Source organism: Alkalihalobacterium alkalinitrilicum (assembly GCF_002019605.1).
Lineage (GTDB): Bacteria > Bacillota > Bacilli > Bacillales > Bacillaceae_F > Alkalihalobacterium > Alkalihalobacterium alkalinitrilicum.
The window spans coordinates 3,047,541-3,072,902 of sequence record NZ_KV917368.1 but is presented as its reverse complement, the minus strand read 5'-3'; the positions used below and the strand labels follow the sequence as shown (position 1 = coordinate 3,072,902).

Genomic DNA, 25,362 nt, shown 5'->3' with positions numbered 1-25,362 from the left:
TGAAATGAAGCTAAATTTAGAGAATAAAGTAGTTTTAGTGACTGGTGGCTCTAAAGGAATCGGCAAAGCGATTGCCAAAGCTTTCATTCAAGAAGGTGCTAAAGTAGCCATTATGGCACGAGATATTACTGTGTTAGAGGAAGTGAAGCAGGAGTTAGGAAGTATAGTCTGTATTTCTACAGATTTAATGAATGCTTCTGAACGAGAGGTAGCATTTCAAAAGTTTATCTCAGAATTTGGAACGATTGATATTTTGGTGAATAATGTTGGTGGTAGTAATGGTTCAACAACTTCAGAAACAGACTTAATTCTGTTTGAAGAAGCAATGCAACTCAATTTCTATTCAGCCGTTCATTTTAGTAAACTGGCGTTACCATTCATGAAGGAAAAGAAATGTGGAAGTATTGTCAATATCTCCTCAATCTTTGGCCGAGAATCAGGAGGGAAGCCTACTTATAATAGTGCTAAAGCAGCTATGATTAGTTTTACGAAATCTCTTGCAGATGAAGTGATTAAAGAGGGAGTAAGAGTGAATGGCGTTGCACCTGGATCGATTTTACATTCAACGGGTAACTGGCAAAAACGGTTAGAAGAAAATCCTGAAAAAATTAATCAGTTTGTAGAAAGTGAAATACCTGCTGGTCGTTTTGGAACAGTAGAAGAAGTGGCAAATGCAGTCCTCTTCCTCGCGAGCGATAAAGCATCTTGGGTAGTTGGTGCCACGTTGAATGTCGATGGTGGTCAATCAAATTCAAATTTTTAAGGGGGAAATGGGATGTACTCAGAAGAACAAAAACAAACATTATATGATGTCATTAAGCGCCGGCGAGATGTCAGGACTTTTACGAATAAAGAGGTTCCTCAACAAGCAATTATGAACATTATTCAGGCAGGGCACGATGGGCCTTCAGTGGGGTTTATGCAACCATGGAACTTTATTATTATTGAAACACAAGAAATAAAAGAAAAGCTTGCTTGGGCTGCAAATAAAGAAAAAAGAGCTCTAGCAATTCATTATGAAGATAAAGATGAAAGACACCAAAAGTTTCTTGGCTTAAAAGTACAGGGATTAAAAGAAGCACCTATTACAATTTGTGTTACGTGTGATCCAACGCGGGGAGGATCCCATGTATTAGGAAGAAACTCTATCCCAGAAACCGATATAATGTCAACTGCTTGTGCGATCCAAAATATGTGGCTTGCTGCAACAGTGGAAGGTTTAGCGTTAGGTTGGGTTAGTTTTTATAAGAAAAATGATGTGAAAGATATATTAAACATCCCACCCCATATTGATCCTATAGCCCTTTTGTCAATCGGGTATACTACAAACTATCCTGAAAAACCAATTTTGGAAGCTGAAGGTTGGGAAAAAAGGCGTCAGTTAGAGGGACTTATTTTTGCAGAAAAATGGGGGAACCAAGTAAAATAGACAAACGAGAGATAAAAAAGGGGGCATTTATATATGTTTTTAAATAAAGGAAACGAGTACCCATATTCATCGCAACGAATGGTGACGTATGGTAAAAAAGGAATGGTTGCAACATCTCAACCACTAGCTGCCCAAGCTGGTATAGACATATTGAAAAAAGGTGGTAATGCGATCGATGCTGCGATTGCAACAGCAGCATGTTTAACTGTCGTTGAACCTACATCAAATGGAATTGGTGGAGATGCATTTGCTCTAGTATGGACAAAAGGAAAGTTACATGGATTAAATGCCAGTGGTCCATCACCAAGTTCGATTTCCATTGATGCTGTAAAAGAAAAAGGATATGAGGAAATTCCGAAGTTTGGTTGGATTCCGGTAACTGTTCCTGGTGTACCAGCTGCTTGGGCAGAGTTATCGGAAAAATTCGGTAAATTATCTTTAAAAGAAGTGCTGCAACCAGCGATAGACTATGCTGAAAATGGTTACCCATTATCACCGATTTTAGCATACTTCTGGAAGGGGGCTTATAACAGTTATAAAAAACAGTTAAGTGGCGACGAGTTTAAACATTGGTTTGAAACCTTTGCACCTGATGGTCGACCACCAGAAGTTGGTGAAGTTTGGTCATCGAAAGGGCACGCCAAAACGTTAAGAGCGATTGCTGAAACAAAAGCAGAAGCTTTTTATAAAGGGGAAATTGCCGATAAAATCGATGCATTTTCAAAAGAATATGGTGGATTTCTTCGTAAAGAAGATCTTGAGAATTATAGATTAGAATGGGTTGATCCGATTGGTGTCAATTATCGGGGTTACGATGTGTGGGAAATCCCGCCAAATGGTCAAGGGCTTGTTGCACTTATGGCGTTAAATATAGCAAAAGGTTATGAGTTTTCTCATCGTGATAGTGTAGACACATTACATAAACAAATTGAAGCGATGAAGCTAGCATTTGCGGATGGTATGAAATATATAACTGAGCACAAAGATATGAAAACGACAGTTAAAGAACTTCTTTCTAAAGAATATACGAAAGCAAGAAGAGACCTTATTGGCGAGGAAGCATTATTGCCTGAAGCAGGAGACCCACCTAGAGGTGGAACGGTTTATTTAGCAACAGCTGATGAGGAAGGAAATATGGTTTCTTTCATTCAAAGTAATTATATGGGCTTCGGTTCTGGTCTAGTTGTTCCAGGGACTGGTATTGGTTTACAAAATCGTGGTCATAACTTTTCAATGGATCCAACGCATGATAATGCTCTTGCACCTAATAAGAAGACGTTCCATACAATTATTCCAGGGTTCTTAACAAAAGACGAAGAGCCAGTAGGACCGTTTGGAGTTATGGGTGGGTTTATGCAACCCCAAGGTCATATGCAAGTAGTGATGAATTCTATAGATTTCCATTTAAATCCGCAAGCAGCTCTAGATGCTCCGCGATGGCAATGGATGAAAGATAAAACGATTTTAGTAGAACAATCAATGCCTGCGCATCTGGTACAAGCCTTAACAGCTAAGGGACATCAAGTTCAAATTGCGTCTCATTCAGGCAGCTTTGGTAGAGGACAGATTATATGGAGAGATCCTAAAACTGGAGTGTTAGCTGGCGGAACTGAGATGCGTACAGATGGAGCAATTGCTGTTTGGTAAGAGGGGAAAAATCAAAATGAAATTACAGTGGGAAATTTTTATCGCTTTTTTTAGAGTAGGGATATTTGGTTATGGGGGTGGGCCAGCGTCCATCCCTCTTGTTCAGAAAGAAGTTGTTGAACGTTTTCGATGGATGAATAATGAGGAATTTGGTGATATTTTAGCAATTGGAAATACATTACCTGGTCCTATTGCAACGAAGATGGCAGGTTATATTGGCTATCGCGTTGGTGGATATCTGGGAATGTTAACTGCTTTAATTGCTTCAATTGTTCCCACAATCATTCTAATGATCGTATTCTTAACATCATTATCAGCTTATAAGGATCAAGCTTGGGTTCAAGGGATGACACATGGCGTCCTACCAGTAGTTGGTGTAATGATGGCCGTGTTAACTTGGCAGTTTTTTGATAAGGGAAAAGAAGGACTCGGTTGGTGGAAAACATCGGCTTTAGTTATTCTTTCACTAGTAGTTATTGAATTTCTGGGGATCCATCCTGGAATTGTGATAGCAATTCTCCTAACGTATGCCCTTGTAGGTAGGAAAAATGCAACTAGTGATAAGGAGGCTGACAGTTCATGATTTATATAGAAATCTTTATCGCCTTCTTTATTCCTGGCATCATTGGATATGGTGGAGGCCCAGCTTCAATTCCTTTAATTGAACATGAAGTCGTTCATCGGTATGGATGGATGACAGTAGATGAATTTGGGGAAGTACTAGCATTAGGAAATGCATTACCTGGCCCTATTGCAACGAAGATGGCTGGATTTGTAGGATATGAACAAGCAGGAGTGCTTGGTGCAACAGTGGGTGTGTTTGCAACCGTAGCTCCGTCTCTTGTCTTAATGATTGCTTTATTAAGTCTTCTATATAAATATCGACATTCACCCAAAGTCAAAAAAATGACGATGCTTATTCGACCAACGATTGCCGTATTATTAGGTGTACTGGCATACCGCTTTTTCGCTTCTTCTTATGAAGCCACGGGCATATGGCAAACAGGGTTATTAATTGTAATCAGCTTTTTTCTTCTAGAAAGGTTGAAAGTTCACCCTGCGTTGGTTATTGCTGGTGCGCTTGTTTATGGTGCAGTTTTTTTAGGTTGAAAATTTATATATTATAGTGGTGAGGAGTCGGCGAACAGCGGAACCGAGGTAGGCGCGGGACTAAGAGACGCTTATAATGCCCGCGAGCAGGGGAAACGAGAGTCAAGTCCATATTTATGTGTAAAAGAAGTTACAATGATTTAATCCTATGACCTCTTCATAGTGACCGCGTTCACCTGGTTTTCTACTCGCGCGGTCACTATGAGCTCTTTATAGTGACCGCGTTCACCTGGTTTCCTACTCGTGCGGTCACTATGAGCTCTTGATAGTGACCGCTCTCACCTGATTTCCTGCTCGGACGGTCACTATGAGCTCTTGATAGTGACCGCTCTCACCTGATTTCCTGCTCGGACGGTCACTATGACCTCTTCATAGTGACCACGATCGCCTGGTTTCCTACTCGGACGGTCACTATGAGCTTTTATGATGCCCGCGAGCAGGGGGAACCGAGGTAGGCGCGGGAACAAGGCGCCTATGATACCCGAGCCAGAGGAAACCAAAAAGGAACGGGAACTCAAAAACTGTTTTAGTTCCCGTTCCAGGTGAAATTGCACGAGAATGGCCATTGTGAGGTTATGAAGCCGAGCTAGACATTCGACTCTCGCCACTACTATCGATAAGTCGTGTATTTGTTCATTTAAGACTATTCATCATTATCCATTAAATGAATTTCTTCAAGTGCTTTTTTCGTTTCTGGAGTGCCGAGTTCATAAATTTTTCGGTACACTTGGTTTAGTCCACGCTGGGTTTCCCTGCGGTCAGCCTCAGCAAATTCTTCATTAAAATGTTTAAATGTAAAAAGGTCAGCTAATTCTAGGTCATGCTCTTGTACTTCTTTTAGTAAGTCTTGTAGTTGACGGTATTGTTCATCTGAAGCTTCAATTTCATATTCGATCATTTGTCCATCGTGTACAGGTGTCCTACTTATGTTGTCCATACTTATTGGATTTAAGTTAACGTAATAAATGTCTTTTTCCATGAAAAAAACTCCCCCTTACCTTATTTTTGTTAGGTTTTGCAAGAGGGAGTTTTTATAAACATTTATTATGGCTTAATCAAGATATTTCCACTATACTTTTTGCTTTCTAACGCTTGATGAGCTTCTTGCGCCTCTTCAAAATTAAATACTTTTGCAATATGTGTAGTTAACTTCTTCTCTGCAAATAGCTGAGAAACTTCTTCACCAGCTTCTTTAAACTCCTTAGGATCAGATGTAAACAAAAGTACGCCAATCAATGAGGCATTTTTCATATTAAGTAAGCGCCACGGTAGGACAGGGGTATTATTCTTCGGTGAACCGATCGTTACAATTCTCCCACCATATGTTAACACTTCAAAATTCTGTTCTATATTTTCGCTTAAGGACATATCGAGAATAACTGAAACCCCGTTATTGTTGGTAAACTCTTGAACAGCATCCACAAGACTCGTTTCAGTGTAAAGAATCACTTTATCTGCTCCAGCATCTTGTGCGATTTTAGCTTTCCCAGAAGAACTAGCAGTAGCAATTACGGTAGCTCCATGGTTTTTTGCTAATTGAACCGCGGCATTTCCAACTGCTCCTGCAGCTCCGTAAATTAAGATGGTTTCGCCTGCTGAAATGCGAGCGCGATGAAACAATGCGATGTAAGCTGTCATAAAGGCCATAGACAAGGCTGCTCCATCTTCTTCACTTAGATGATCAGCGAGTGAAAAAATGTTACTTTCCGTAGCTACTACATATTCTGCAGATGTCCCATTGATATTCGTCCCCCAAACACGGTCACCAACTTTCCATTTTTCTACATTTGGGCCTACTTCAGCGATTGTTCCACCTAGATCAAAATGGGGGATATATGGAAAATGATCAACAGGTCGTACTCCAGATCTAAAGTATGTATCTACAGGGTTAACTCCACTTGCTCCTACTTTTATAAGGACTTCCCCTTCTTTGGGCACTGGCTTTTCAACTTCAATAACTTCCAGAACTTCAGGTCCACCATATTTTTGATAAGCAACGGCTTTCATTTTTTTCTCCTCCTATAAAATCGTTTTTAATCTTTTAGCAGCTTCTTTTAGGCGTTCTTCACTTTGCACTAGAGCGATTCTTACATAACCTTCTCCAGCGTTTCCAAATGCATTTCCTGGTGTCACTACAACTCCTGCTTCTAATGCAGCGAGTGAAAAGGTTATCGATGTATAGCGGGAAGGCACTTTAGCCCAGACAAACATCCCACCGTCAGGTTGACGAACATCCCAGCCAATTTCATGTAAGGAATGAATAAAAACGTTTCGACGTTGTTCATAGATCTGGCAATGTTGTTCTAAAAAGGCGAAATCTCCAGTTAAAGCTTCAACAGCTGCTTGTTGTATCGGTAAGAACACTCCATAGTCTAAGTGTGATTTTAACACAGCGAGTGGTTTAAGAAAGCTTGGGTCACCTATAACATAACCAATTCTTGCTCCAGCCATATTAAAGCTTTTCGACAATGAATTAAATTCAATGGCGGTTTTTTCCGCTCCAGGTATAGAGAAAATACTTAATGGTTCCTGGTTATCAAAAATAAGCTCTGAATATGCGAAATCATGTAGGATTAAGATATGATTTCGTAACGCAAACTCTACTATATCTTCAAAATAATTTCGATCTGCAAGAGCTGCTGTAGGATTACCTGGATAGTTCATTATCATTAACTTCGCACGCTTGCGAATATCTTCTGGAATCGATTCTAAACTTGGCATAAACTTATTTTCTTCTGTTAATGGTAGGTAGTAAATTTCCGCCCCAGCAATATGAGCGGAGGCAGAATATATCGGATAGCCAGGATCAGGAACAATAATGACATCACCTTTATCTAAATAAGCTAACGCAATATGTGCTAGGCCATCTTGTGAGCCCATCAGTTGAAGAACATCTGTTGATTGTATATGTACGTTATAGCGTTCTTTATAAAAGTAAACGACAGCCTCATTAAAGACCTCAGTACTTTTAATTGCATATTGATACGAAGAGTCATCAAGTACTTCCTCGGCAAAACGTTTTCTTACGTTGAGAGGTGGTGGTAAATCTGGACTGCCAATACTTAAATCAATCATTTGTATTCCTTGACTGATTTTTTCCTTTTTTCTCTCGGCCATATCAGAAAATATACTAGTCGTTAAGTGGTTTAACCTTTGTGATGGTGTTAACATATTTTTTCCCCCAAACATTCCCTTTATAGAATATTCTATCGGAAAATTAAACGGATGCCTATTATTTACTCGTTATTAGTATGTATTATCTAAAAAAAAAAGCTAACCCAAGTAGCATTCCCCTTTTACGCTCGTAAAAAAAGAGGAACAGTTATGAGTTAGCCTAAGAAAACTAATCATAGTGAATTTGACTGCCATGTTCGTAATCGGCTTCTTGTTTAAATCCACCTCTGTTTTCAATTTCCTTAATAATTTCGCGGTGGATTGTAACGCCTTCTGAGTTTAAGTATGGCGCTATTTGTTGGAGATTTTTATGAAAATAAGCTAACTCTTTGTCAGACCAATCCGTTTTTGACATCATGGAAAGTTCAGTCATATCACGACCTACATACATATCATTGTGCCTCCTTATTCATTTAAGTATATATAGTGTTTCTGTGAGTCACTCGTCCTATGCGTCATACGAAAGAAGCTTATTAAAAAATTACTAAAACTATTTTAAAGAAAAAAACAAAATTAACTTAAAAATTTTTTGGATAAAAAGAACTTCACCAGGATAAATTAATGTTTGTGGAGGTGAGACTCATGAATAACAACCAACAAAATCAAGCATCAAAAACTAATGCTCAAAAAGTGAGACAGCAAAACGCTGCTTCAGCTCAAGGGCAAAGCCAGAACACTGAATTTGCTAGTGAAACTGACGCACAAGAAGTTCGTCAGCAAAACCAGCAATCGGCAGCTCGTAAAAACCAAGCTTCATCAAACCAACAAAGTCAATAATTACTATTGACGCTAGGCACTTTCTGAGAGACGTTCAGAAAGTGCCTTTTTCTATATACATAAATAATTACCTTATTCATTTTAAAATAAATTTGAAAACTGTATAATAATAGAGATAATATTTTTTTGAAGCGTAGTAGGAGATAAACTCAACGGTTTGTTGGGGAAGGAGAACATCATGTTTTGGAAGAAGAAACGGAAGAAGGAGGAAGAGGAACTACAAGAAATAGAGGTAACGATTCATGAAGTCAGGCAGGCAATAAAGCAATGTGCGAGTAATATGCCGATAGGGGTGTCATTACGTTCGTTAGTAAACGATGATCATTCCATTAACTTTGACTTGCTAAAAAAAATCTTGAAAGGTTTACCGAAACAAAAATTTTATATGTCAAAAGAGACGTTTGAAGTATTTGAAGACGCTGAAAAGGCAAGAACAATTGATAAAGTTCAATATGCAGTCGATCAATATATAAGTGAAAAGAATGAAATGCCAGTTATCCCTGGAGATCCAGCATTTCGAATTAGTTATTTTCTAATTAAAGAATATTTACATCATGAGCAGCTAGATTATCCTTTATATATCGATCCCAATGACCGTTTAGTTACACATCGGCGTCCAAATGGTTAAGCGAGAAAGGAGTAATACATGGGTTTCCCCAAGACTGGAAGTGTTATTCAAATCCAGAGTTATAAACACAATGGCTTCATTCATCGTGTATGGGAAGAAACTGTTGTTCTAAAGGGGACGTCAAAAGTAGTAATTGGTGGTAATGACCGTATTCTAGTCAAGGAATCAGATGGTCGCCAATGGCGTACACGTGAGCCAGCTATCTGTTATTTTGATGCAAATCATTGGTTTAATACGATTGGTATGATCAGGTCCGACGGAATTTACTATTACTGCAATTTAGGTTCCCCTTTTACATGGGATGAAGAAGCTTTAAAGTATATTGACTATGATCTAGATATTAAAGTCTTTCCTGATATGACGTATAAGCTTTTGGATGAAGATGAGTATGCTGTTCATCGAAAACAGATGAAATATCCTGAACAACTTGATCATATTCTTGAACGAAATGTTGAAGAGCTCGTTTCTTGGATTCATCAACGGAAAGGACCGTTTGCTCCGCAGTTTGTTGAAATGTGGTACGAGCGATTTTTACAATACCGACTGTAGAGGCTGACTCATAAGTATCTGTACTCCTTAATTCTGATTTATAGTGCAACCTATATGGAGGTACTATACTTCTAATTAGTGTGTGACAGATACTTTGCATTTGAGTCTGCCTTTTGTTTTTTCATTATAACAAAATACATATTATGTAAAATGGGGGGATCAGGTCTGACCTCTATTAGAAGATATTTAAAATTTGTAAAGCCGTATTGGAAAGTTGTATTTTTTGCGGTGGGGATAGGTATCTTTAAATTTGGAATACCCCTGTTGACGCCGCTAATCGTAAAATACGTTATTGATGATATTGTATTGGCAGAAGCATTATTGCAAGATGAAAAAATTTCAAAATTACTTTGGTTAATGGGGATTATGTTCTTCATTTTTGTAGTTGTGCGACCACCGATAGAATATTATCGACAATATTTCGCTCAATGGATTGGTAGTAAAGTTTTATATGATATTAGGAAAAAGTTATTTTCTCATATCCAAAAATTGAGTCTTCGTTTTTACTCAAATAGAAAAGTGGGAGAAATAATTTCTAGAGTAATCCATGACGTCGAGCAAACGAAGAATTTTGTAATTACGGGTCTAATGAACATATGGCTTGATATGATAACGATATTGATTGCATTAGCGATTATGTTTTCAATGAATGCTTGGTTAACAGTAGTGGCTATTTGTATGTTTCCGTTTTACGGATTTTCAATTAAATTTTTTTATTCGAGGTTGCGACATTTAACGAGAGTCCGTTCTCAAGCTTTAGCTGAAGTACAAGGGCATCTCCATGAAAGAATTCAAGGGATGAATGTCATTAAAAGTTTTGCTTTAGAAAATTATGAGAAAGACCAGTTCGCTAAACGTAACGGTCACTTTCTAGAAAGAGCGCTTGATCATACACGTTGGAACGCTAAAACGTTTGCTGTTGTAAATACGATAACGGATGTTGCGCCGCTTCTAGTCATTGCAGTTTCAGGTTATTTTGTAATTACTGGACGCATTGAAATAGGAAGTATGGTTGCTTTTGTTATGTATATGGAGCGCCTTTATAACCCATTAAGAAGACTTATTAACTCCTCGACGACATTAACGCAATCTCTTGCTTCGATGGATCGGGTATTTGAATTTATGGATGAAAAGTACGATATTGTAAATAAAGATAATGCGAAACCTTTGAAGTTCGTAAAAGGAGATATCACATTTAAAAATGTAACGTTTCGTTATGATGAAGATAGTTTAACGGTAATCAAAGACTTTAACTTAGATGTAAAGGCTGGAGAGACGATCGCCTTCGTAGGTATGAGTGGAGGCGGAAAAAGTACGATCATTAGTTTAATTCCTCGTTTTTACGATGTAACAGAAGGAAGTATTGAAATTGACGGACATGATATCCGTAATTATGAAGTACAAAGCATTCGAGATAAAATTGGAATGGTGTTGCAGGACAATATTCTTTTTAGCGATACTATAAAAATGAATATTCTAATGGGAAATCCTAACGCATCGGATAATGAAGTAATTGCTGCAGCTATGGCTGCCAATGCCCATGATTTCATAATGAATTTGCCAAAAGGATATGATACCGAAGTGGGGGAAAGGGGAGTCAAGCTCTCTGGTGGACAAAAACAAAGAATTGCGATTGCGAGAGTGTTTTTGAAAAACCCTCCCATTCTTATTTTTGATGAAGCAACATCAGCCCTTGATTTAGAAAGCGAACATTACATTCAAGAGGCCTTAGAAGTATTGGCTAAAAGTAGAACGACATTTATTGTTGCACATCGACTATCGACAATCACGAATGCCGATCGAATCGTTGTGATAGAAGACGGAAAGGTTTCAGAAATCGGTACGCACGAAGATCTAATGAATAGGAAGGGTAGTTATAAACGACTTTTCGAAGTCCAGCAACTTCATTAGAACAACGGTAGTCCTTTTATTCCGTTTAACTCGTGCCAAGAGACTATGAGAGCGTTGGGTCCTGTGACAACGTCTGTGTGGCCCACAGCGTGTAGGCTCAACATACAGTGCGGGACGAAAAGGAAGCTTCACTATATATCGGTAAGTTCAAAGAAGTTCAAAGTCTTTTTTATGACTTTGAACTTCTGTTTTAAGGAGAAAATTTTAACGCAGAGTATTTAATTATTAATCGATAGGCTCGCTTCATCCATAAGTGCAATTCCCTGGTCATTTTCTTTAACTAACTGAGCTGTAATTCCTCGTTCATAGGAAGAAGATTCATAGTAAAATTCTCGATTTACCTCCACAATATGAATATCTATTCCTTGTACTTTGAGTAAAATATTATTAATAATAGGTTCTTTAGTCCATAATTCAACTTTCGTTTGAATAGATTGACCTAACACGATTTGTATCACGTTTTTTTTCTAATGCCGTTTGTGAAATAGCTGTGGCAATATTTTTAGCATCTGTATTTCTAGTAATTAATTCTACATTATACTTTTTGGTTAAACTCTCAAAAAAGTATTTGGTCTGAAGTTGATTAAAGTTAAGTTCATCGTACGCTTTTGAATCAACTGAAAGAACCAAACAATCTCCTTTAAAAGCTTCTGCTCAGAACACTCTGAGCGTAAGTATAATTATTTTTTAGGAAAAGCAATTGTTTTTTAGGTAGGAATTTTTCTAACCATAAAACCTTTAGTTTTCTTTAAGTTTTACTCTTCTTCATTTTGAACGAGGACTTTGTTTTCCTTTTTATGATACGTAAAAAAGCTGTCTACCAGGTGATCTAAATGCTCTAGTTTTTCTTCATACTCCATAATGTGAGAGATGATAGGGAGAATGTGAAGCCATTCGTCTTTACTAATTTCAGCTTGTTCATATAAGACTAAATAACTTTCCATTAAACTCGTTTTTCCTTCGTCAATTTCTTCTAAAACTTCAGGGTTTGGTTCGGAATGGACTTTCCCAGCATACCGAAGAAGGATACGCAAGTGATAATCTGTTAACCGTCTTAATTGATCTTTGATTAACTCTTGCAGATTTTCTGGCATGTGGAACAATTCATTTTCCCGTCGTTCTAAATTCTTTAAAATGGTAGATATTTTTTGCCCACTTATCATCATTTGTTTAAATAAAACAACTTTGCGGGCTTTGCTATATTTGTTTTTAATAAAATAATTTCGTTCTTCCTTATATAAAAGAAAGAGGTTTTCTAGCCTGACCATTTTTTCATGGAGGTACGTCATATCTTTACGCATTGATTTATGGTCAGCATCTTTTCGTAAAAACAATATGGTCCATTGAATCGTTTGTTCAGTATATTCTACGACTTTATGATATAGTTTTGTTTCATAACGTGGGGGTATAAATACTAAATTAACAATAAATGCAGAAAATACCCCAATAATAATAAGAAGAAACCGAACAGAAGCAAACTCAATAAAGTTTTCAATTGGACTTTCCATAATAATAATAATTGTTACTATAGCTAGAGGAATAGTTGAGGCTTCAAGTTTCAGTTTTATAATAATGGCAATGGCAATGACGGTGACTAAGCCAACAACAAATGGATCTGGACCAAACGTAAGGACAAAGATAACCGCTAAGACGGCCCCGATAATATTCGCTTGTATTTGTTCAAGGATCGTTTGGAACGAACGATAAATCGACGGCTGAATAGCAAAAGTTGCAGCAAGGGCTGCAAATCCTGGGTTTTCGAGCTCAAGCCAAATAGCGAGATATAAAGACAAAATAATGGCCAAACCAGTTTTAAAAATTCTTGCACCTAACTTCATAGATGAACTACCCTTTCAATAATACATAGAGAATAAAAGACTAAGACAATGTCGTAATATACACCTTTATTTTCAAATAATCAAGAGAATTTAGGATCATAACCTTATTTTAACTCTAAATTATACTTTACCCCGCAACAACTGGCAGTAAAACTCCACTTCAAGGCTTCGAGGAATTAAAGGAGGATAAGTGGGGGATAAACTGCCAGTAAGTGCTCGATTGGTTCAACTAACCATCAGTGGGGGAAGAGGAAAACCCATCACTGATGGAAGTTTCACTTTATTGTATTGTTAACATAAAAGAGAAGATTAACCGATAATGTACAAGGTACTTTAACTTACAAAAAAAATCGCCCTCAATTTCTTGAGGACGATTTTCGTAATGTTTATTCCGTTGATACAGAAGGGTCTGCTTGTTGTTTAACGGGAATGACTTGCATGAAGTTTGTCTCTAAGTCTTTCATTAATTCAGAGATTAAAGTAGCTTCTTCTGTTTGACCATATTCTTTTAAACGATCTTGATAAAGGCCTAACAATTCAGTTAAATCCTCTTTTCCAGTTTCAGAAAGGGACTGCAATTCTACTTTAGCTCCTTTTGCAATACGAGCAGTTAATGCTTCTTTTGTTAACCCAAGCTCAGGTTGATGGCGAAGGTAAACAACTCCACCAGTCATACCTGCACAGATCCATGGACCAGGGTCACCTAAAACGACACCACGTCCGTTCGTCATATATTCGAAGGCAAATCCTTTAAGGTTGGCATTGACACCTAGGTTTGCATAATGATTTTCTTTTAATGGTTTTGTCATTCGGCCACCAAAGATCATATCAGCACCAGATAGACGAATACCTGCACGAGCATCGGCATTTCCTTGGAACATGAATACACCTTTTTGTGCACCATATCCTGCCCCTTTACCGACAGAACCATTATAGAATTTCCCATCTTTTCCTTTTGCTTTAAAAATCATCATTTGACCACCGAAAGAAGTTTTTCCAATTCCGTCTTGTGCCCCACCATCAACATGAATAGCAATACCTTCACTATTATATGCACCTAAACCGTTTCCAGGGATCGAGCCATCTTTAAAGCTAAGTTTAACCTCAGGAAGGTTACGATAAGAACCATCTAAATGATTTCTGACACGATGACAAGATACGCGACTTCCAAGAATACGTTGCTCAGCTGTAACACCTGAGAATTCGCGAGACTTGTTTAAATCTTCCACGTTATAGTCAAGGTATTCGGCACCAGCGGCAACAGCTAGTTGATTTTCTTCACTAGAAGCAGCAACTTCAAGCTGTGGTAACATTGGTACTTCCTGAGCTGGAATAACTTGAAGCATATTGCTTAAGTCCATCAAATCTTCACCACGTGTTTGTACGAGTAAATCAGAACGTCCAACAAGGTCTTGTGTATTTTCAAAGCCAAGAGAACCAGTTAAAGCTTGAAGTTCTTTACCAAACGCTGTAAAGAGGTTCGTTAACCCTTGTACAGCATGATCGAACTGACGTGGAACGAAACGACGTAGACCATGTTCTTTGGCTTGAGACTCTGACTCGATTTGTGTAGCAATACCAACGTGACATGTGTCTAAGTGACAACCGCGGCAAGTTGTACAGCCGACAGCGATCATCGAAAGTGTACCGAAACCAACACGGTTTGCACCTAGTAGCATAATTTTGACAACATCTAAAGCACTACGCATACCACCGTCTGCCCAAAGCTCCACTTTATGGCGGAGACCTGATTCTGTTAGAGCATTATGTGCGGCTTTAATACCAATTTCAACAGGAAGACCAACGTGTTGAAGGGCATGAACACGAGCAGCACCCGTACCACCGTCAAATCCACTTAGTGTGATGTAATCAGCACCCGCTTTTGCAATACCAACAGCGATTGTCCCGATATTTGGTACAACAGGAACTTTAACACAAACTTTCGCTTGGTCATTGGCTGTTTTAATTTCTGTAACCATTTGAGCTAAGTCCTCGATGGAATAGATATCATGGTTATTAGAAGGTGAGATTAAGTCAGAACCTAGTGTTGCGTTACGAGCGGCAGCAACTTTCGCAGTTACTTTAGATCCTGGTAAGTGACCACCTTCACCTGGTTTCGCACCTTGACCAATTTTAATTTCAATTAAATTCGTAGAGTTAACCAATTCTGCATTTACCCCGAAACGTCCAGATGCTACTTGTTGGCCACGAGTATTAGGGTATTTTCCAAGCATATCTTTAATTTCTCCACCCTCACCGTTAAAGCTAATCATGTTCAAACGGTCTGCAGCTTCTGCATATGCTCTAAACGCAATCTCATTTTGAGAACCGAATGACATTGAACTAATAATGAATGGGAGGCTATGATTTTTAACACCAATATTAACTTTTTCCGTTGCCACTTTTGATCCAGTTTCTTTAATGTCAGCAAGGTGACGGATGGAAATTGGGTTATTTTCTTCTTGCTCTTTTAACTTTTGACTGTACTGGTTATATTCGCCTGAACCTGATGCAATATCACCAATTGCTTTCCAAATCCGAGGGAAGAAATGGAATGACTTACCTGGGCGTGATTTATCATTTTCGAAATCTTCAACACGTCCTAAAGCGTCTTTTTTCATTTCTTCAAAGTTATAACTCAATTCTTCAGATCCAAGGAAGTTGACGATGTTTAGAACATCTGACACCTCAGTATTTAATCCAATTGCTGAGAAGAGTCTTCCATATCCACGTAGTTCATGAATACCTATTGTTGAAATTACTTTTTCTAATCCTTTATTTAACGCCTCTGTAACTTTAACAACTGGTTCATTTGAGTCACCACAAACCGTTGCAATAAGTAAATATGGGTTAACAACGTCTGCTCCCAAACCGAAGAGGACTGCAATATCGTGTAAGCTACGGATAGCTCCTGAGCGAACAACTAATGAACAGCTACGACGAATTTGTTTTTCTGTTAATCCTTGGTCTAGTGCCGATGTAACAAGATGTGGATCGAGCCATAGCTTTCCATCTACATGTGATTTAGCATCATCAATGACGATAAGCTCTTTTCCATTTTGAACGGCTTCGATTGCTTCCTCAATTAAGCGGTCTAACGCTTCGGCAACCGTTTCATCTTCTGTAAATGTTGCTGATAAAACATAGCTACTTCCTAGGTTCGTATAATATTCTACAACTTGATCATAAGATGGAAGAGCAGTTTGTTCTGTTAAATAAGCACCTGCTTCTCCTTCAACGACGATTGGAGTAGGAAGTTCTAAATTGGTATGACTTTCTTCTTTGTCAAATAATGAAGGACGTTTTCCTAAAATAACACGAGTAGAGAAATGTTCCATTTCTCGGTCACGGTCAATCGCTGGGTTTGTAACAACAGCGACACTTTCTTTAATAAAGTCTGCAATGTTTTTTCTTCCTTGGTGTAGCGCTGCTAAAGGAGCATCATGACCAAGTGAGCGGATTGGCTCTACACCTTTTTCGGCCATTTGTTCAACCATTTGAATGTGTTCACGATCCCATCCAAAGGCAGCGTAATGATTGTTTGTTACTTTTAATGGTAGACTTGACACTTTATTGTTTGTATCGAATGCAGGAGGAGTAAGTCTTTTGTGGCTTCCTACTACATTTAATTTCTTATTTAACCGTTGGAAAACTTCTTCTTGATATTCATCTTGGAAATAAACAGATAATGTATCATCATCGTTCCACTTTAGTCCAACTTTTTCACCTGGAGCTAGAGGTTTTGGTTCAGATACAAATTCAGCAGAAGAAATAATTCCTTGTTCTGAAGCAAAATAATAAGAAGTTTCATTTTCAATCATCCAAACTGGACGCAATCCAAGCGCATCTACACTAAACGCAGCTTCATTTCCAAAACGAGAAATAATACCAGCAGGACCTTGGGCAAAATGGCCCCATGCTTCTCTAATATAAGCATATAAGTCTTGTAAATGTTCAGGTAAGGCTTTGATTTCGTTAACAATTGGTGGGAATAAAATATCTAACACTTCAAATAAGCTGTACCCATGTCTATAAATCATCGTCTCAATCACACGGTTTAAGTCTTGAGAGTCACTTGCGCCGTCAACAAGTGGTACATCAATCATACGTGCTTCATCACGTAATTTGGCAATCGTATTAATTTCTCCATTATGTCCAATTATGCTAAATGGTTGAACACGGAAAAAAGTAGATAATGTGTTTGTTGAGTAACGGTTATGCCCAAGTGTCATAGCTGATGCTACGAGAGGATTCGCCAAGTCATCATAATAACGAGGTAAAACGTCCCCAGCTCCCATTACTTTATAAATCGCATAATAATTACTTAATGAAGCAACATGAATATTCGTATCTTCTTCGATTTCAAGCATTAAATTAAAGATAGCTAGATTTAGATTAGAAGAATCAAAGTTTGGTAGTAAAGCAATTTGGAAGAATACAGGCTCTTCTTTACGACCTAATGGGCCTAATGCGTCACTATTCGTTACTTGATCTGTTTCAAAAATAAGATTAAATTCATGTTTAATAGCTAATTGACGTGTACGTGCTTTTGCTGCATCGGTATCTATTTTTTTATCTATAAATAAATGTCCAACGACAAAGTCAGAGCGTTGAACGAGACTACTGTCTAAATTAGCTGACGATAACTTTTGCTCCCATACTTTCTTAGGAATATCAATATGAATACCAACGCCATCACCTTCATCGTTAATAAAACCTGCACGGTGATTCATTTTCACTAAGGCATCGATACAATCATCAATGTTCTTTTTTGTTGGCTTCTTTGCTTTTTCCATGACAGATACGATTCCACAGCTATCATGTTCAATCGTATTAAAGTTCTTAAATGTACTTGGACTCCATGTTTTCTTCATTTGACTGGTCAGAATGTCTGACCTTCACCTCCTAAGGTTAAAAGTGCATGTTCGAAAAATTTGCAAGCAGTGTTTGTCTTAATGTGATAAAACCTTACAAAAAATACAGAAAGAAATTTTTGTGGGTTCAAGAAACTAGTTCCTCGTTCGCGTATTTTCTGTTTGTGAACTTTTCGAACAGCCTTCTTGACTATAAAAAACCTTACATTGTAAAGGTTTCTAACAGATCAAAAACAGAACCTCAAACACAGGTTCTAATTGTCAGAATTGTATAGAAAGTATATCACGATAGGTGAATGAAATCAATTATTTTTATTCATCTTCATGTAATTACCATTCAGAAATGTTAATGAAAATAAAATAAAATAGTGAAGAGATTCGTGATTGTGAAAGCGTTTTCATTCAGTGTGATAACAAAAGAACCAGAAAAGTGTATTCTTTTCTGGTTGCATTAAATGTATATTTATTCATTTTGCCATCTTTGAAAATGAGTGTTTTACAGCGGAAAGTGTATCCGTAATATCTTGTTCATTATGCGTTATTGTAATAAACCATGCCTCGTATTTTGAGGGAGCTAGATTAATGCCTTGTTCTAACATAAGTTTAAAAAATGTAGCAAACATTTCACTATCGCTATTTTCAGCTTGTTCATAGTTGGTTATTTTTTCTTCTGTAAAGTAGACCGTTAAAGCCCCCTTGAGTCGATTTATCGTGATTGGAATGTTGTATGTTCTTGCATGAGCTAGTATACCTTCTTCAAGTGTTTTACCTAATTGGTCAAGCTTGTCATATAAGCCTTCTTCTTGAAGAATTTCTAAACAGGCGATACCTGCGCTGATAGAGGCAGGGTTACCAGCCATTGTTCCTGCTTGGTATGCTGGACCAAGTGGAGCAACTTTTTCCATAATTTCTTGCTTACCACCATATGCACCGATCGGCAATCCACCACCAATGATTTTGCCTAATGCGGTCATATCAGGTTCGACATTTAATAGGTTTTGAGCGCCTCCATACATGAAACGGAAAGCTGTAATGACTTCATCGTAAATGACTAAAGCTCCAGCCTGGTGGGCTAAATCATTAACACCTTCTAAAAATCCTTCCTTTGGTTCGACGATTCCGAAATTACCTACGATCGGTTCGACTAATATAGCAGCTACTTCATTGCCCCATTGGTCTAAAGCTTCTTTAAAGCTGTCCAAACAGTTAAAAGGAACTGTAATGACTTCTTTTGCGATGGATTGAGGCACTCCAGCAGAGTCTGGTGTTCCTAAAGTAGCAGGTCCAGAACCTGCAGCTACTAAAACTAAATCGGAATGTCCATGATAACAACCAGCAAATTTAATAATTTTGTCTCGTCCTGTGTAAGCTCTAGCAACGCGAATAGTTGTCATAACAGCTTCAGTACCTGAATTGACAAAGCGGACTTTTTCCATTGAAGGAATTGCTTCTTTTATCATCTTAGCAAATTGGATTTCTAACTTTGTCGGAGTACCATATAACACGCCATTTTCAGCTGCTTGAGAGATGGCTTTTGTTATATGGGGGTGAGCATGTCCTGTAATAATAGGCCCATAGGCAGCTAGGTAATCGATATACTTATTCCCATCAACATCCCAAAAGTAAGCTCCTTTTCCTCTTTCCATGAAAACAGGAGCACCCCCTCCAACGGCTTTATAGGAACGAGAGGGGCTATTCACCCCACCAACGATATGTTCAACTGCTTCTGTATAAAGTGTTTCGGACTTTTTATGATTCATTGCTTTACCTCTCTTAACGTAAATTTACCTCCTTTATTTTACCACAAGCTCTGTTCTTGAGTGGAAACGGTGATTACGGTAAACTATTTGAGTTATAGATATGACTCACTCTAATAAATATGAAGTTGAGGACTTTTTTCTTTTAAGTTACCTATTTAAAATGAGAATAAGAATAGACATCGCTTATCACCACTGCTGGTGATAAACTGTTTTGGCCAAGGAGAGGTGTATGATGAATGCAATAGAAGTGCGTGAACTACGAAAAGAATTTAAGTCCTTTTCTAGTCGTTCGGGATTGATGGGAGCATTTCGTGATTTATTTACGAGGAATTATAAAATACTAGCGGCTGTTGATAATGTCTCTTTTGAAGTGAAAAAAGGAGAAATGGTTGGTTATATCGGTGAAAACGGCGCAGGAAAATCGACTACAATTAAGATGTTGACAGGAATCTTAACTCCGAGTGGTGGGGAAGTTATAGTAAATGGGATGAACCCCCATAAAGAGAGAGAACGATTTGTGCGAACAATTGGTGTAGTATTTGGTCAGCGTTCTCAGCTTTGGTGGGATATTGCTGTACAAGAATCATTTCGACTTTTAAAAAAGGTCTACAATATACCTGATGAACAATATGAACCACATATTAAGGAAATCATTGAAACGTTAGATTTAGAGCCGCTCTTAGATAAGCCTGTTCGGAAGCTTTCGTTAGGTCAGCGGATGCGATGTGAATTAGCAGCTGCATTAATTCATAATCCACCGCTGTTATTTTTAGATGAACCGACAATAGGACTTGATGTACTAGTGAAATTAAAAATCCGTGAGTTTCTAAAGAAAATAAATAAAAGATTCAATACGACCATTTTGTTGACGACCCACGATTTAAGCGATATAGAGGCTTTGTGTGAGCGAGTCATCATGCTTGATGAAGGGAAGATCATTTATGATGGATCCCTAGCTAATCTACGTGGGAATTGGGGGCAAGGTAAAGAAGTTCATTTTCAGTTTGATGAGGTGGTTGAAGAAGAACGACTATTAAAAGCTACGAATGGATTACCCGTTGAATGGCGTCAAGGAGATCAAGAAAATGTATGGGTGGCAAGTGTTATTCAAGAAGAGATAGTTTCACAGATTATTAGTCTCGTGGCTAGCCATATTAAGTTATCGGATATGAGGATTAATGAAGTTTCAACAGAGGAAATCATACGTAACATTTATGAAGAAGGTATTTTCCATGGTAAGTAAATATGTGGAAATGATCCGTATTCGTTTCCTCATGATGCTTGCCTACCGTACAAACTATTATAGTGGGATTTTAATTTACAGTATTAATATTGGTGTGTATTACTTTTTGTGGATGGCAATCTATGGAGGAAATGATGAAATACAAGGGCTGTCTGTTCTGCAAATGACGACATATGTCGCGGTGGCTTGGATGGCAAGGGCCTTTTATTTTAACAATATTGACCGTGAGATCGCGCAGGAAATTAAAGAAGGGAAGGTCGCCATTGAGCTTATTCGTCCTTACAATTATCTAGGGATGAAGACGATGCAGGGGCTTGGAGAAGGCTTGTTTCGGTTGTTTTTCTTTTCGGTGCCTGGCATGGTGATCGTTTGGCTTGTCTTCCCCATCACATTTTCGGCAGCTTCATCTACATGGTTACTCTTTTCAGTTTCGCTTATCTTTAGCTTTATCATTAACACGCAAATTAATTTACTAACGGGGATTTTAACGTTCTTCCTATATAATAATACAGGTCTAATTAGAGGAAAACGTGTCGTGATTGACTTGTTTTCAGGATTGTTATTACCGATTAGCTTTTACCCAATTTGGGCGCAGAACGTGATGACGTTTTTGCCCTTTCAAGCGATCAGCTATATTCCGAGCATGATTTTTACGGAGGGGTTTAATCGAAGTGAAGTTTGGCAGGGGTTGGCGACTCAATTCATATGGGTGCTTGTATTAATTGTCCCGATCCAAGTTTTGTGGGTAATTGCTAGAAAACAAATGGTTGTACAAGGGGGGTAGAGGATGTTTCATATTTCGATGTTTTTTCAATATGCCTCTCAATATATGAAAACAAGGCTTACTTATCGGGTGGATACAGTTGTTGAAATATTATCCGACTTTTTATTTCAGGCGGTTAATCTCGTCTTTATTCTTGTGGTCTTTGGTCATACTTCTTTTTTGAGTGGCTGGAATCGAGAAGAAATTATTTTCATTTATGGCTTTTTTCTTGTCCCGTATGCAATTTTCTCTTCCTTTTTTAATATATGGGATTTTAATGATCGGTACATTGTAAAAGGAGAAATGGACCGCGTATTAACGCGGCCGATCCACAGTCTCTTTCAAATTGTATTAGAGCGGATGGAGTTGGAGTCTTTATTTGGAGTCATTACGGGACTTGCAATTATGATTTATGCAGGAATTAAATTAGAACTTACGTTGTCTTGGTACGATCCGTTTATTTTTATAGCGTTAGTTTTAGGGGGAGCGTTAATTTACGGTAGTATTTTCACGATGCTGGCGAGTATTAGCTTCTGGTCAGATAGTAAAACAGACTTTATGCCAATGATGTATAACATTGGAAACTATGGTAGATATCCTGTAGATATTTATAATGGAGTCATTCGTTTTATTCTAACTTGGATTTTACCGTTTGCTTTTGTCGGTGTGTATCCATCTGCGTATTTCCTTGGTAAACAAGAATGGTTTGTTTATGCGGCACTAACTCCTGTAATGGGGGTTGTTTTCTTCGCGGTCGCTGTTGTTCTATGGAATATCGGTGTAACCAAATACCGCGGTGCGGGAAATTAATAAAGAGGGTGTCCCAAGAGCGTAACTTTTGGCGACGTCCTCTTTGTTTGTTATACCTTTGATGAAAAAATATACCTTAGTAGTATGCTGGTTAAGAAGCGGGGAAATGAAAAAAAGTAGTGGAATGAGTACAGGATGGGAGCTTCATGGAGTACAAATAAGTAGTGGGTGCTTGTCTAATGTAGTCTCCTTTATTTGCAGGGAAAATATTGTTCCTATTCAGGATGGACTTTCTAGTTGTCCTAATTTATGAATTGCGCTCATAAATTGGGTTAGAGGTGATTGTATGGGGGAATTATTGATATTAACAGTAATTTCAATTGCAGTTCTAGGGGTTCTTATGAGTATTTTGTTACTATTAAAAAACCGTCCACTTCGAGGACAAGCGCTCTCACTTCGAAATTTCGTCGTCCTTTTTACAGTATATATTACGATTACGGTCGGGTTTGGTTTATTATATATGGCTTTGGAAATGGCTGGTTTTACAGTCCTTACGGAAGGAAAAAGACATGTCGGTGGAAGTGTACTTCATTTATTGGAAGATACGATGTATTTTAGTGCAGTGACGCTTTTGTCTGTTGGATATGGTGACATCGCCCCCCTTGGTTTTGGAAGACCGATTGCGATGGTTCAAGCATTAATTGGTTATGTTCTTCCAGCTGCATTTGTTGTTACAACGGTCGTTTATATGGATAAACGTTCAGAATAGTTGTAACGTTGATGAAGTTTCGATAATCTATATGAAAGAATACATTTTGGAGGGATAGATATGACTGTAGAAATTGGACAAACAGCACCGCAGTTCGAATTGCCAGCAAATAATGGAGAAATGGTTTCCTTAAATGATTTTCAAGGGAAAAATGTCGTATTATACTTTTACCCAAAAGATATGACACCAGGTTGTACAACTCAGGCATGTGATTTTAGAGATCATCATGAAAGTTTTTCGGATGTGGATGCTGTTATTATAGGGGTGAGCCCGGACCCTATAGAGCGGCATACAAAATTTATTGATAAGCATGGACTTCCGTTTTTGTTGTTAGCTGATGAAAAACATGAGGTCGCTGAAGCTTATGATGTATGGAAGTTAAAAAAGAACTTCGGTAAAGAATATATGGGAATTGAACGGTCTACATTTGTTATTGATAAAGAAGGGAAAGTTGTTAAGGAATGGCGAAAAGTGAGAGTCAAAGGTCATGTGGAAGAAGCGCTGTCATACATAAGAGAGAATTTAATATAGTTAAATAAAGAAAGAGTGATTGATGTGAAAGTTGTATCATCTACGAGAGTAAACCCCGAAATTCAACAAATGTAAAGTGAAGGGTTTCCTTCTGTAGCAATTAAATTTTTTTCTAGTATAGATGAAGTAGGAGAAGAATTATACAATGCAGAAATCCTATAAAGGGTATTAAGGGAGAGGGGGGCGGCTTTTGAAGTTAATGATTTGTATCATGGAAAGTTATTATGCAAATGAAGTTGAAAAGCAATTAAGAAACAAAGGGTTTCGAATGACGGAATTGGCGAGTACAGGTGGTTTCTTAAGGAAAGGTAATACTACATTTTTATTTGGGGTTGAAGAAGGAGATATTGAAGATTTGCGGAAATCTCTTCAAGCTGCTTGTTTAGACGTAGAAAAGCAAAAAGGAAGAAAAAGAGCGGTATCACATCGATACACTTCATTTATTATTCCAACAAACCCAGTTTTAATTCCTTTATTACAAGATCGGAAATAAAGTAAGAGTTTGTTTTTTGCTAATGCTACAGTGGAAACATTGACAATTCTTCGAAATTTAACTATACTATTTATAAACATTATAAAAAAAGAATTGTTTTTCTGAAAGAGAGGTGCATGACGATGGCTAAACATCGCCTGCAGGAAGCGATCGACTCTTTAAAAACAACGAAGGTTCGCATGACTCCTCAACGTCATGCGATCTTAGAATATTTATATGAATCGATGATTCATCCAACTGCTGATGATATATATAAAGCGTTGGAGGGTCGATTTCCGAATATGAGTGTTGCTACGGTCTATAATAATTTACGGATGTTTAAAGAAGTTGGTATTGTAAAAGAGTTAACGTATGGAGATTCCTCAAGTCGTTTTGATTGTGTTACGACTGAACATTATCATGTGATCTGTACAGACTGTGGGAAAATAGTGGATTTTCACTATCCTGGACTAGACGAAGTTGAGACTTTAGCGGAACATGTGACTAATTTTGATGTTAGTAATCATAGGATGGAAATATACGGAATTTGTCCCGAGTGTAAGAAAAAGTCAACTCATTAGGGTATTAGAAAAAGCTGAAGCCTACTAATAAGGCGTTCAGCTTTTTTTGCGGTTGTATTTTAGATCGAATTCTTTACCTTCGAGATCAGGATCTAATGTTAAAGGTTCGTTGCAGTTCATACAAGCATCAACTCGACCGAGTACTTTAGTTGGGGTATTGCAGTTAGGACAGATAACTTTAACGGACTTTGTTGAGATCATTCCGATCCAAAAATAAACAACAGTACTGGATATGACGAATAAAAATCCTAGTAGCATTGTTAAAGACATAATGATCGGTGAGTTTCTGAAAAATATACCTACATACATTACGATGATTCCGATAAAAACTAAGGATAACGCGAATGTTCGTATTTTATTTATTTTGTTAGAATACTTAGTTGGCATGATAAGTTCCCTCCTGTTGCTTAGTATAGCATAGAGTACCATATTAAAAAATTATTTATCTGTATTTTATTAAATAGAAAAGGGTTTTGATGTTTCTTGTCGAAGAAACTATTTGGCTTTTAATATTAGGTTCGAAAAGTTTTATCCGCACCACCTGGCAGTAATCCCC

The 25,362-nt window shown here is 37.8% G+C and carries 26 protein-coding genes; 16 read left to right on the top strand and 10 right to left on the bottom strand.

What is annotated here, in order from left to right:
• Positions 1–4: 4 nt before the first annotated feature.
• The 5 genes from BK574_RS14800 to BK574_RS14780 are packed head-to-tail and all read left to right on the top strand — an operon-like array spanning position 5 to position 4,186.
• Positions 5–763 (top strand): SDR family NAD(P)-dependent oxidoreductase, encoded by a 759-nt coding sequence (locus tag BK574_RS14800; protein ID WP_078429132.1) that lies wholly within the window; start codon positions 5–7, stop codon positions 761–763.
• A gap of 12 nt (positions 764–775) precedes the next feature.
• Positions 776–1,429: a 5,6-dimethylbenzimidazole synthase gene (bluB, locus tag BK574_RS14795; RefSeq protein ID WP_078429131.1), complete on the top strand. Its 654-nt coding sequence runs from the start codon at positions 776–778 to the stop codon at positions 1,427–1,429.
• A 33-nt stretch (positions 1,430–1,462) separates the two neighbouring features.
• Complete coding sequence (locus BK574_RS14790) at positions 1,463–3,076, top strand: gamma-glutamyltransferase family protein (protein ID WP_078429130.1); 1,614 nt, start codon at positions 1,463–1,465, stop codon at positions 3,074–3,076.
• Between the two features lie 16 nt (positions 3,077–3,092).
• Positions 3,093–3,659 (top strand): chromate transporter, encoded by a 567-nt coding sequence (locus BK574_RS14785; protein ID WP_075388121.1) that lies wholly within the window; start codon positions 3,093–3,095, stop codon positions 3,657–3,659.
• Entirely contained in the window at positions 3,656–4,186 is a 531-nt protein-coding gene (locus BK574_RS14780; RefSeq protein WP_078429129.1) for a chromate transporter, read from the top strand. The genes BK574_RS14785 and BK574_RS14780 overlap by 4 nt, the downstream gene beginning before the upstream one ends.
• Before the next feature lie 643 nt (positions 4,187–4,829).
• Here the strand turns inward: BK574_RS14780 and BK574_RS14775 are convergent.
• From BK574_RS14775 to BK574_RS14760, 4 genes are all read right to left on the bottom strand, one after another.
• Positions 4,830–5,165, bottom strand: coding sequence for a hypothetical protein (locus BK574_RS14775; protein WP_075388123.1), 336 nt, complete (start codon positions 5,163–5,165; stop codon positions 4,830–4,832).
• A gap of 65 nt (positions 5,166–5,230) precedes the next feature.
• On the bottom strand, positions 5,231–6,193 hold the full coding sequence (locus tag BK574_RS14770) for an NADPH:quinone reductase (RefSeq protein WP_078429128.1): 963 nt from the start codon (positions 6,191–6,193) through the stop codon (positions 5,231–5,233).
• A gap of 12 nt (positions 6,194–6,205) precedes the next feature.
• Positions 6,206–7,357: an LL-diaminopimelate aminotransferase gene (locus BK574_RS14765; protein ID WP_078429127.1), complete on the bottom strand. Its 1,152-nt coding sequence runs from the start codon at positions 7,355–7,357 to the stop codon at positions 6,206–6,208.
• A 172-nt stretch (positions 7,358–7,529) separates the two neighbouring features.
• Positions 7,530–7,751, bottom strand: a complete 222-nt coding sequence (locus tag BK574_RS14760; protein ID WP_075388126.1) for a cytosolic protein — start codon at positions 7,749–7,751, stop codon at positions 7,530–7,532.
• A gap of 191 nt (positions 7,752–7,942) precedes the next feature.
• On the opposite strand from BK574_RS14760, the gene BK574_RS14755 reads away from it, so the two are divergent.
• From BK574_RS14755 to BK574_RS14740, 4 genes are all read left to right on the top strand, one after another.
• Complete coding sequence (locus tag BK574_RS14755) at positions 7,943–8,137, top strand: gamma-type small acid-soluble spore protein (RefSeq protein ID WP_075388127.1); 195 nt, start codon at positions 7,943–7,945, stop codon at positions 8,135–8,137.
• Between the two features lie 178 nt (positions 8,138–8,315).
• Positions 8,316–8,765 (top strand): DUF3939 domain-containing protein, encoded by a 450-nt coding sequence (locus BK574_RS14750; RefSeq protein WP_078429126.1) that lies wholly within the window; start codon positions 8,316–8,318, stop codon positions 8,763–8,765.
• Between the two features lie 18 nt (positions 8,766–8,783).
• Complete coding sequence (gene ntdP / locus BK574_RS14745) at positions 8,784–9,314, top strand: nucleoside tri-diphosphate phosphatase (RefSeq protein WP_075388129.1); 531 nt, start codon at positions 8,784–8,786, stop codon at positions 9,312–9,314.
• Between the two features lie 165 nt (positions 9,315–9,479).
• On the top strand, positions 9,480–11,225 hold the full coding sequence (locus BK574_RS14740; protein ID WP_075388147.1) for an ABC transporter ATP-binding protein: 1,746 nt from the start codon (positions 9,480–9,482) through the stop codon (positions 11,223–11,225).
• Positions 11,226–11,443: 218 nt separating this feature from the next.
• On the opposite strand, the gene BK574_RS14735 is transcribed toward BK574_RS14740, so the two are convergent.
• The 5 genes from BK574_RS14735 to BK574_RS14710 form a co-directional block, all read right to left on the bottom strand.
• Positions 11,444–11,683, bottom strand: a complete 240-nt coding sequence (locus BK574_RS14735; protein ID WP_142247973.1) for an adenine nucleotide alpha hydrolase family protein — start codon at positions 11,681–11,683, stop codon at positions 11,444–11,446.
• Positions 11,640–11,855 (bottom strand): hypothetical protein, encoded by a 216-nt coding sequence (locus BK574_RS27580; protein WP_078429124.1) that lies wholly within the window; start codon positions 11,853–11,855, stop codon positions 11,640–11,642. The genes BK574_RS14735 and BK574_RS27580 overlap by 44 nt, the downstream gene beginning before the upstream one ends.
• 125 nt (positions 11,856–11,980) lie before the next feature.
• The gene (locus BK574_RS14725; protein WP_078429123.1) at positions 11,981–13,063 is read right to left on the bottom strand and encodes an FUSC family protein; all 1,083 of its coding nucleotides are present in this window, start codon (positions 13,061–13,063) and stop codon (positions 11,981–11,983) included.
• 386 nt (positions 13,064–13,449) lie between these two features.
• Entirely contained in the window at positions 13,450–17,937 is a 4,488-nt protein-coding gene (locus tag BK574_RS14720) for a glutamate synthase-related protein (RefSeq protein WP_078429122.1), read from the bottom strand.
• Between the two features lie 467 nt (positions 17,938–18,404).
• Positions 18,405–19,697, bottom strand: a complete 1,293-nt coding sequence (locus BK574_RS14710) for a glutamate-1-semialdehyde 2,1-aminomutase (protein WP_078429120.1) — start codon at positions 19,695–19,697, stop codon at positions 18,405–18,407.
• 232 nt (positions 19,698–19,929) lie between these two features.
• Here BK574_RS14710 and BK574_RS14705 point away from each other — a divergent pair, with 232 nt between their 5' ends.
• The 7 genes from BK574_RS14705 (at position 19,930) to perR (ending at position 24,806) form a co-directional block, all read left to right on the top strand.
• Complete coding sequence (locus tag BK574_RS14705; RefSeq protein WP_075388134.1) at positions 19,930–20,940, top strand: ABC transporter ATP-binding protein; 1,011 nt, start codon at positions 19,930–19,932, stop codon at positions 20,938–20,940.
• Entirely contained in the window at positions 20,930–21,724 is a 795-nt protein-coding gene (locus BK574_RS14700) for an ABC transporter permease (RefSeq protein ID WP_078429119.1), read from the top strand. The genes BK574_RS14705 and BK574_RS14700 overlap by 11 nt, the downstream gene beginning before the upstream one ends.
• Before the next feature lie 3 nt (positions 21,725–21,727).
• Positions 21,728–22,513 (top strand): ABC transporter permease, encoded by a 786-nt coding sequence (locus BK574_RS14695; protein ID WP_078429118.1) that lies wholly within the window; start codon positions 21,728–21,730, stop codon positions 22,511–22,513.
• Positions 22,514–22,799: 286 nt separating this feature from the next.
• On the top strand, positions 22,800–23,222 hold the full coding sequence (locus BK574_RS14690) for a potassium channel family protein (protein WP_075388137.1): 423 nt from the start codon (positions 22,800–22,802) through the stop codon (positions 23,220–23,222).
• Positions 23,223–23,282: 60 nt separating this feature from the next.
• Positions 23,283–23,753, top strand: coding sequence for a thioredoxin-dependent thiol peroxidase (bcp, locus tag BK574_RS14685; RefSeq protein ID WP_075388138.1), 471 nt, complete (start codon positions 23,283–23,285; stop codon positions 23,751–23,753).
• A gap of 199 nt (positions 23,754–23,952) precedes the next feature.
• The gene (locus tag BK574_RS14680; protein WP_338020628.1) at positions 23,953–24,246 is read left to right on the top strand and encodes a cyclic-di-AMP receptor; all 294 of its coding nucleotides are present in this window, start codon (positions 23,953–23,955) and stop codon (positions 24,244–24,246) included.
• Positions 24,247–24,368: 122 nt separating this feature from the next.
• Positions 24,369–24,806: a peroxide-responsive transcriptional repressor PerR gene (gene perR / locus BK574_RS14675; protein ID WP_078430878.1), complete on the top strand. Its 438-nt coding sequence runs from the start codon at positions 24,369–24,371 to the stop codon at positions 24,804–24,806.
• Between the two features lie 36 nt (positions 24,807–24,842).
• Here perR and BK574_RS14670 read toward each other — a convergent pair whose 3' ends face one another.
• Positions 24,843–25,193, bottom strand: coding sequence for a YgzB family protein (locus BK574_RS14670; RefSeq protein ID WP_075388140.1), 351 nt, complete (start codon positions 25,191–25,193; stop codon positions 24,843–24,845).
• Between the last annotated feature and the right edge of the window lie 169 nt (positions 25,194–25,362).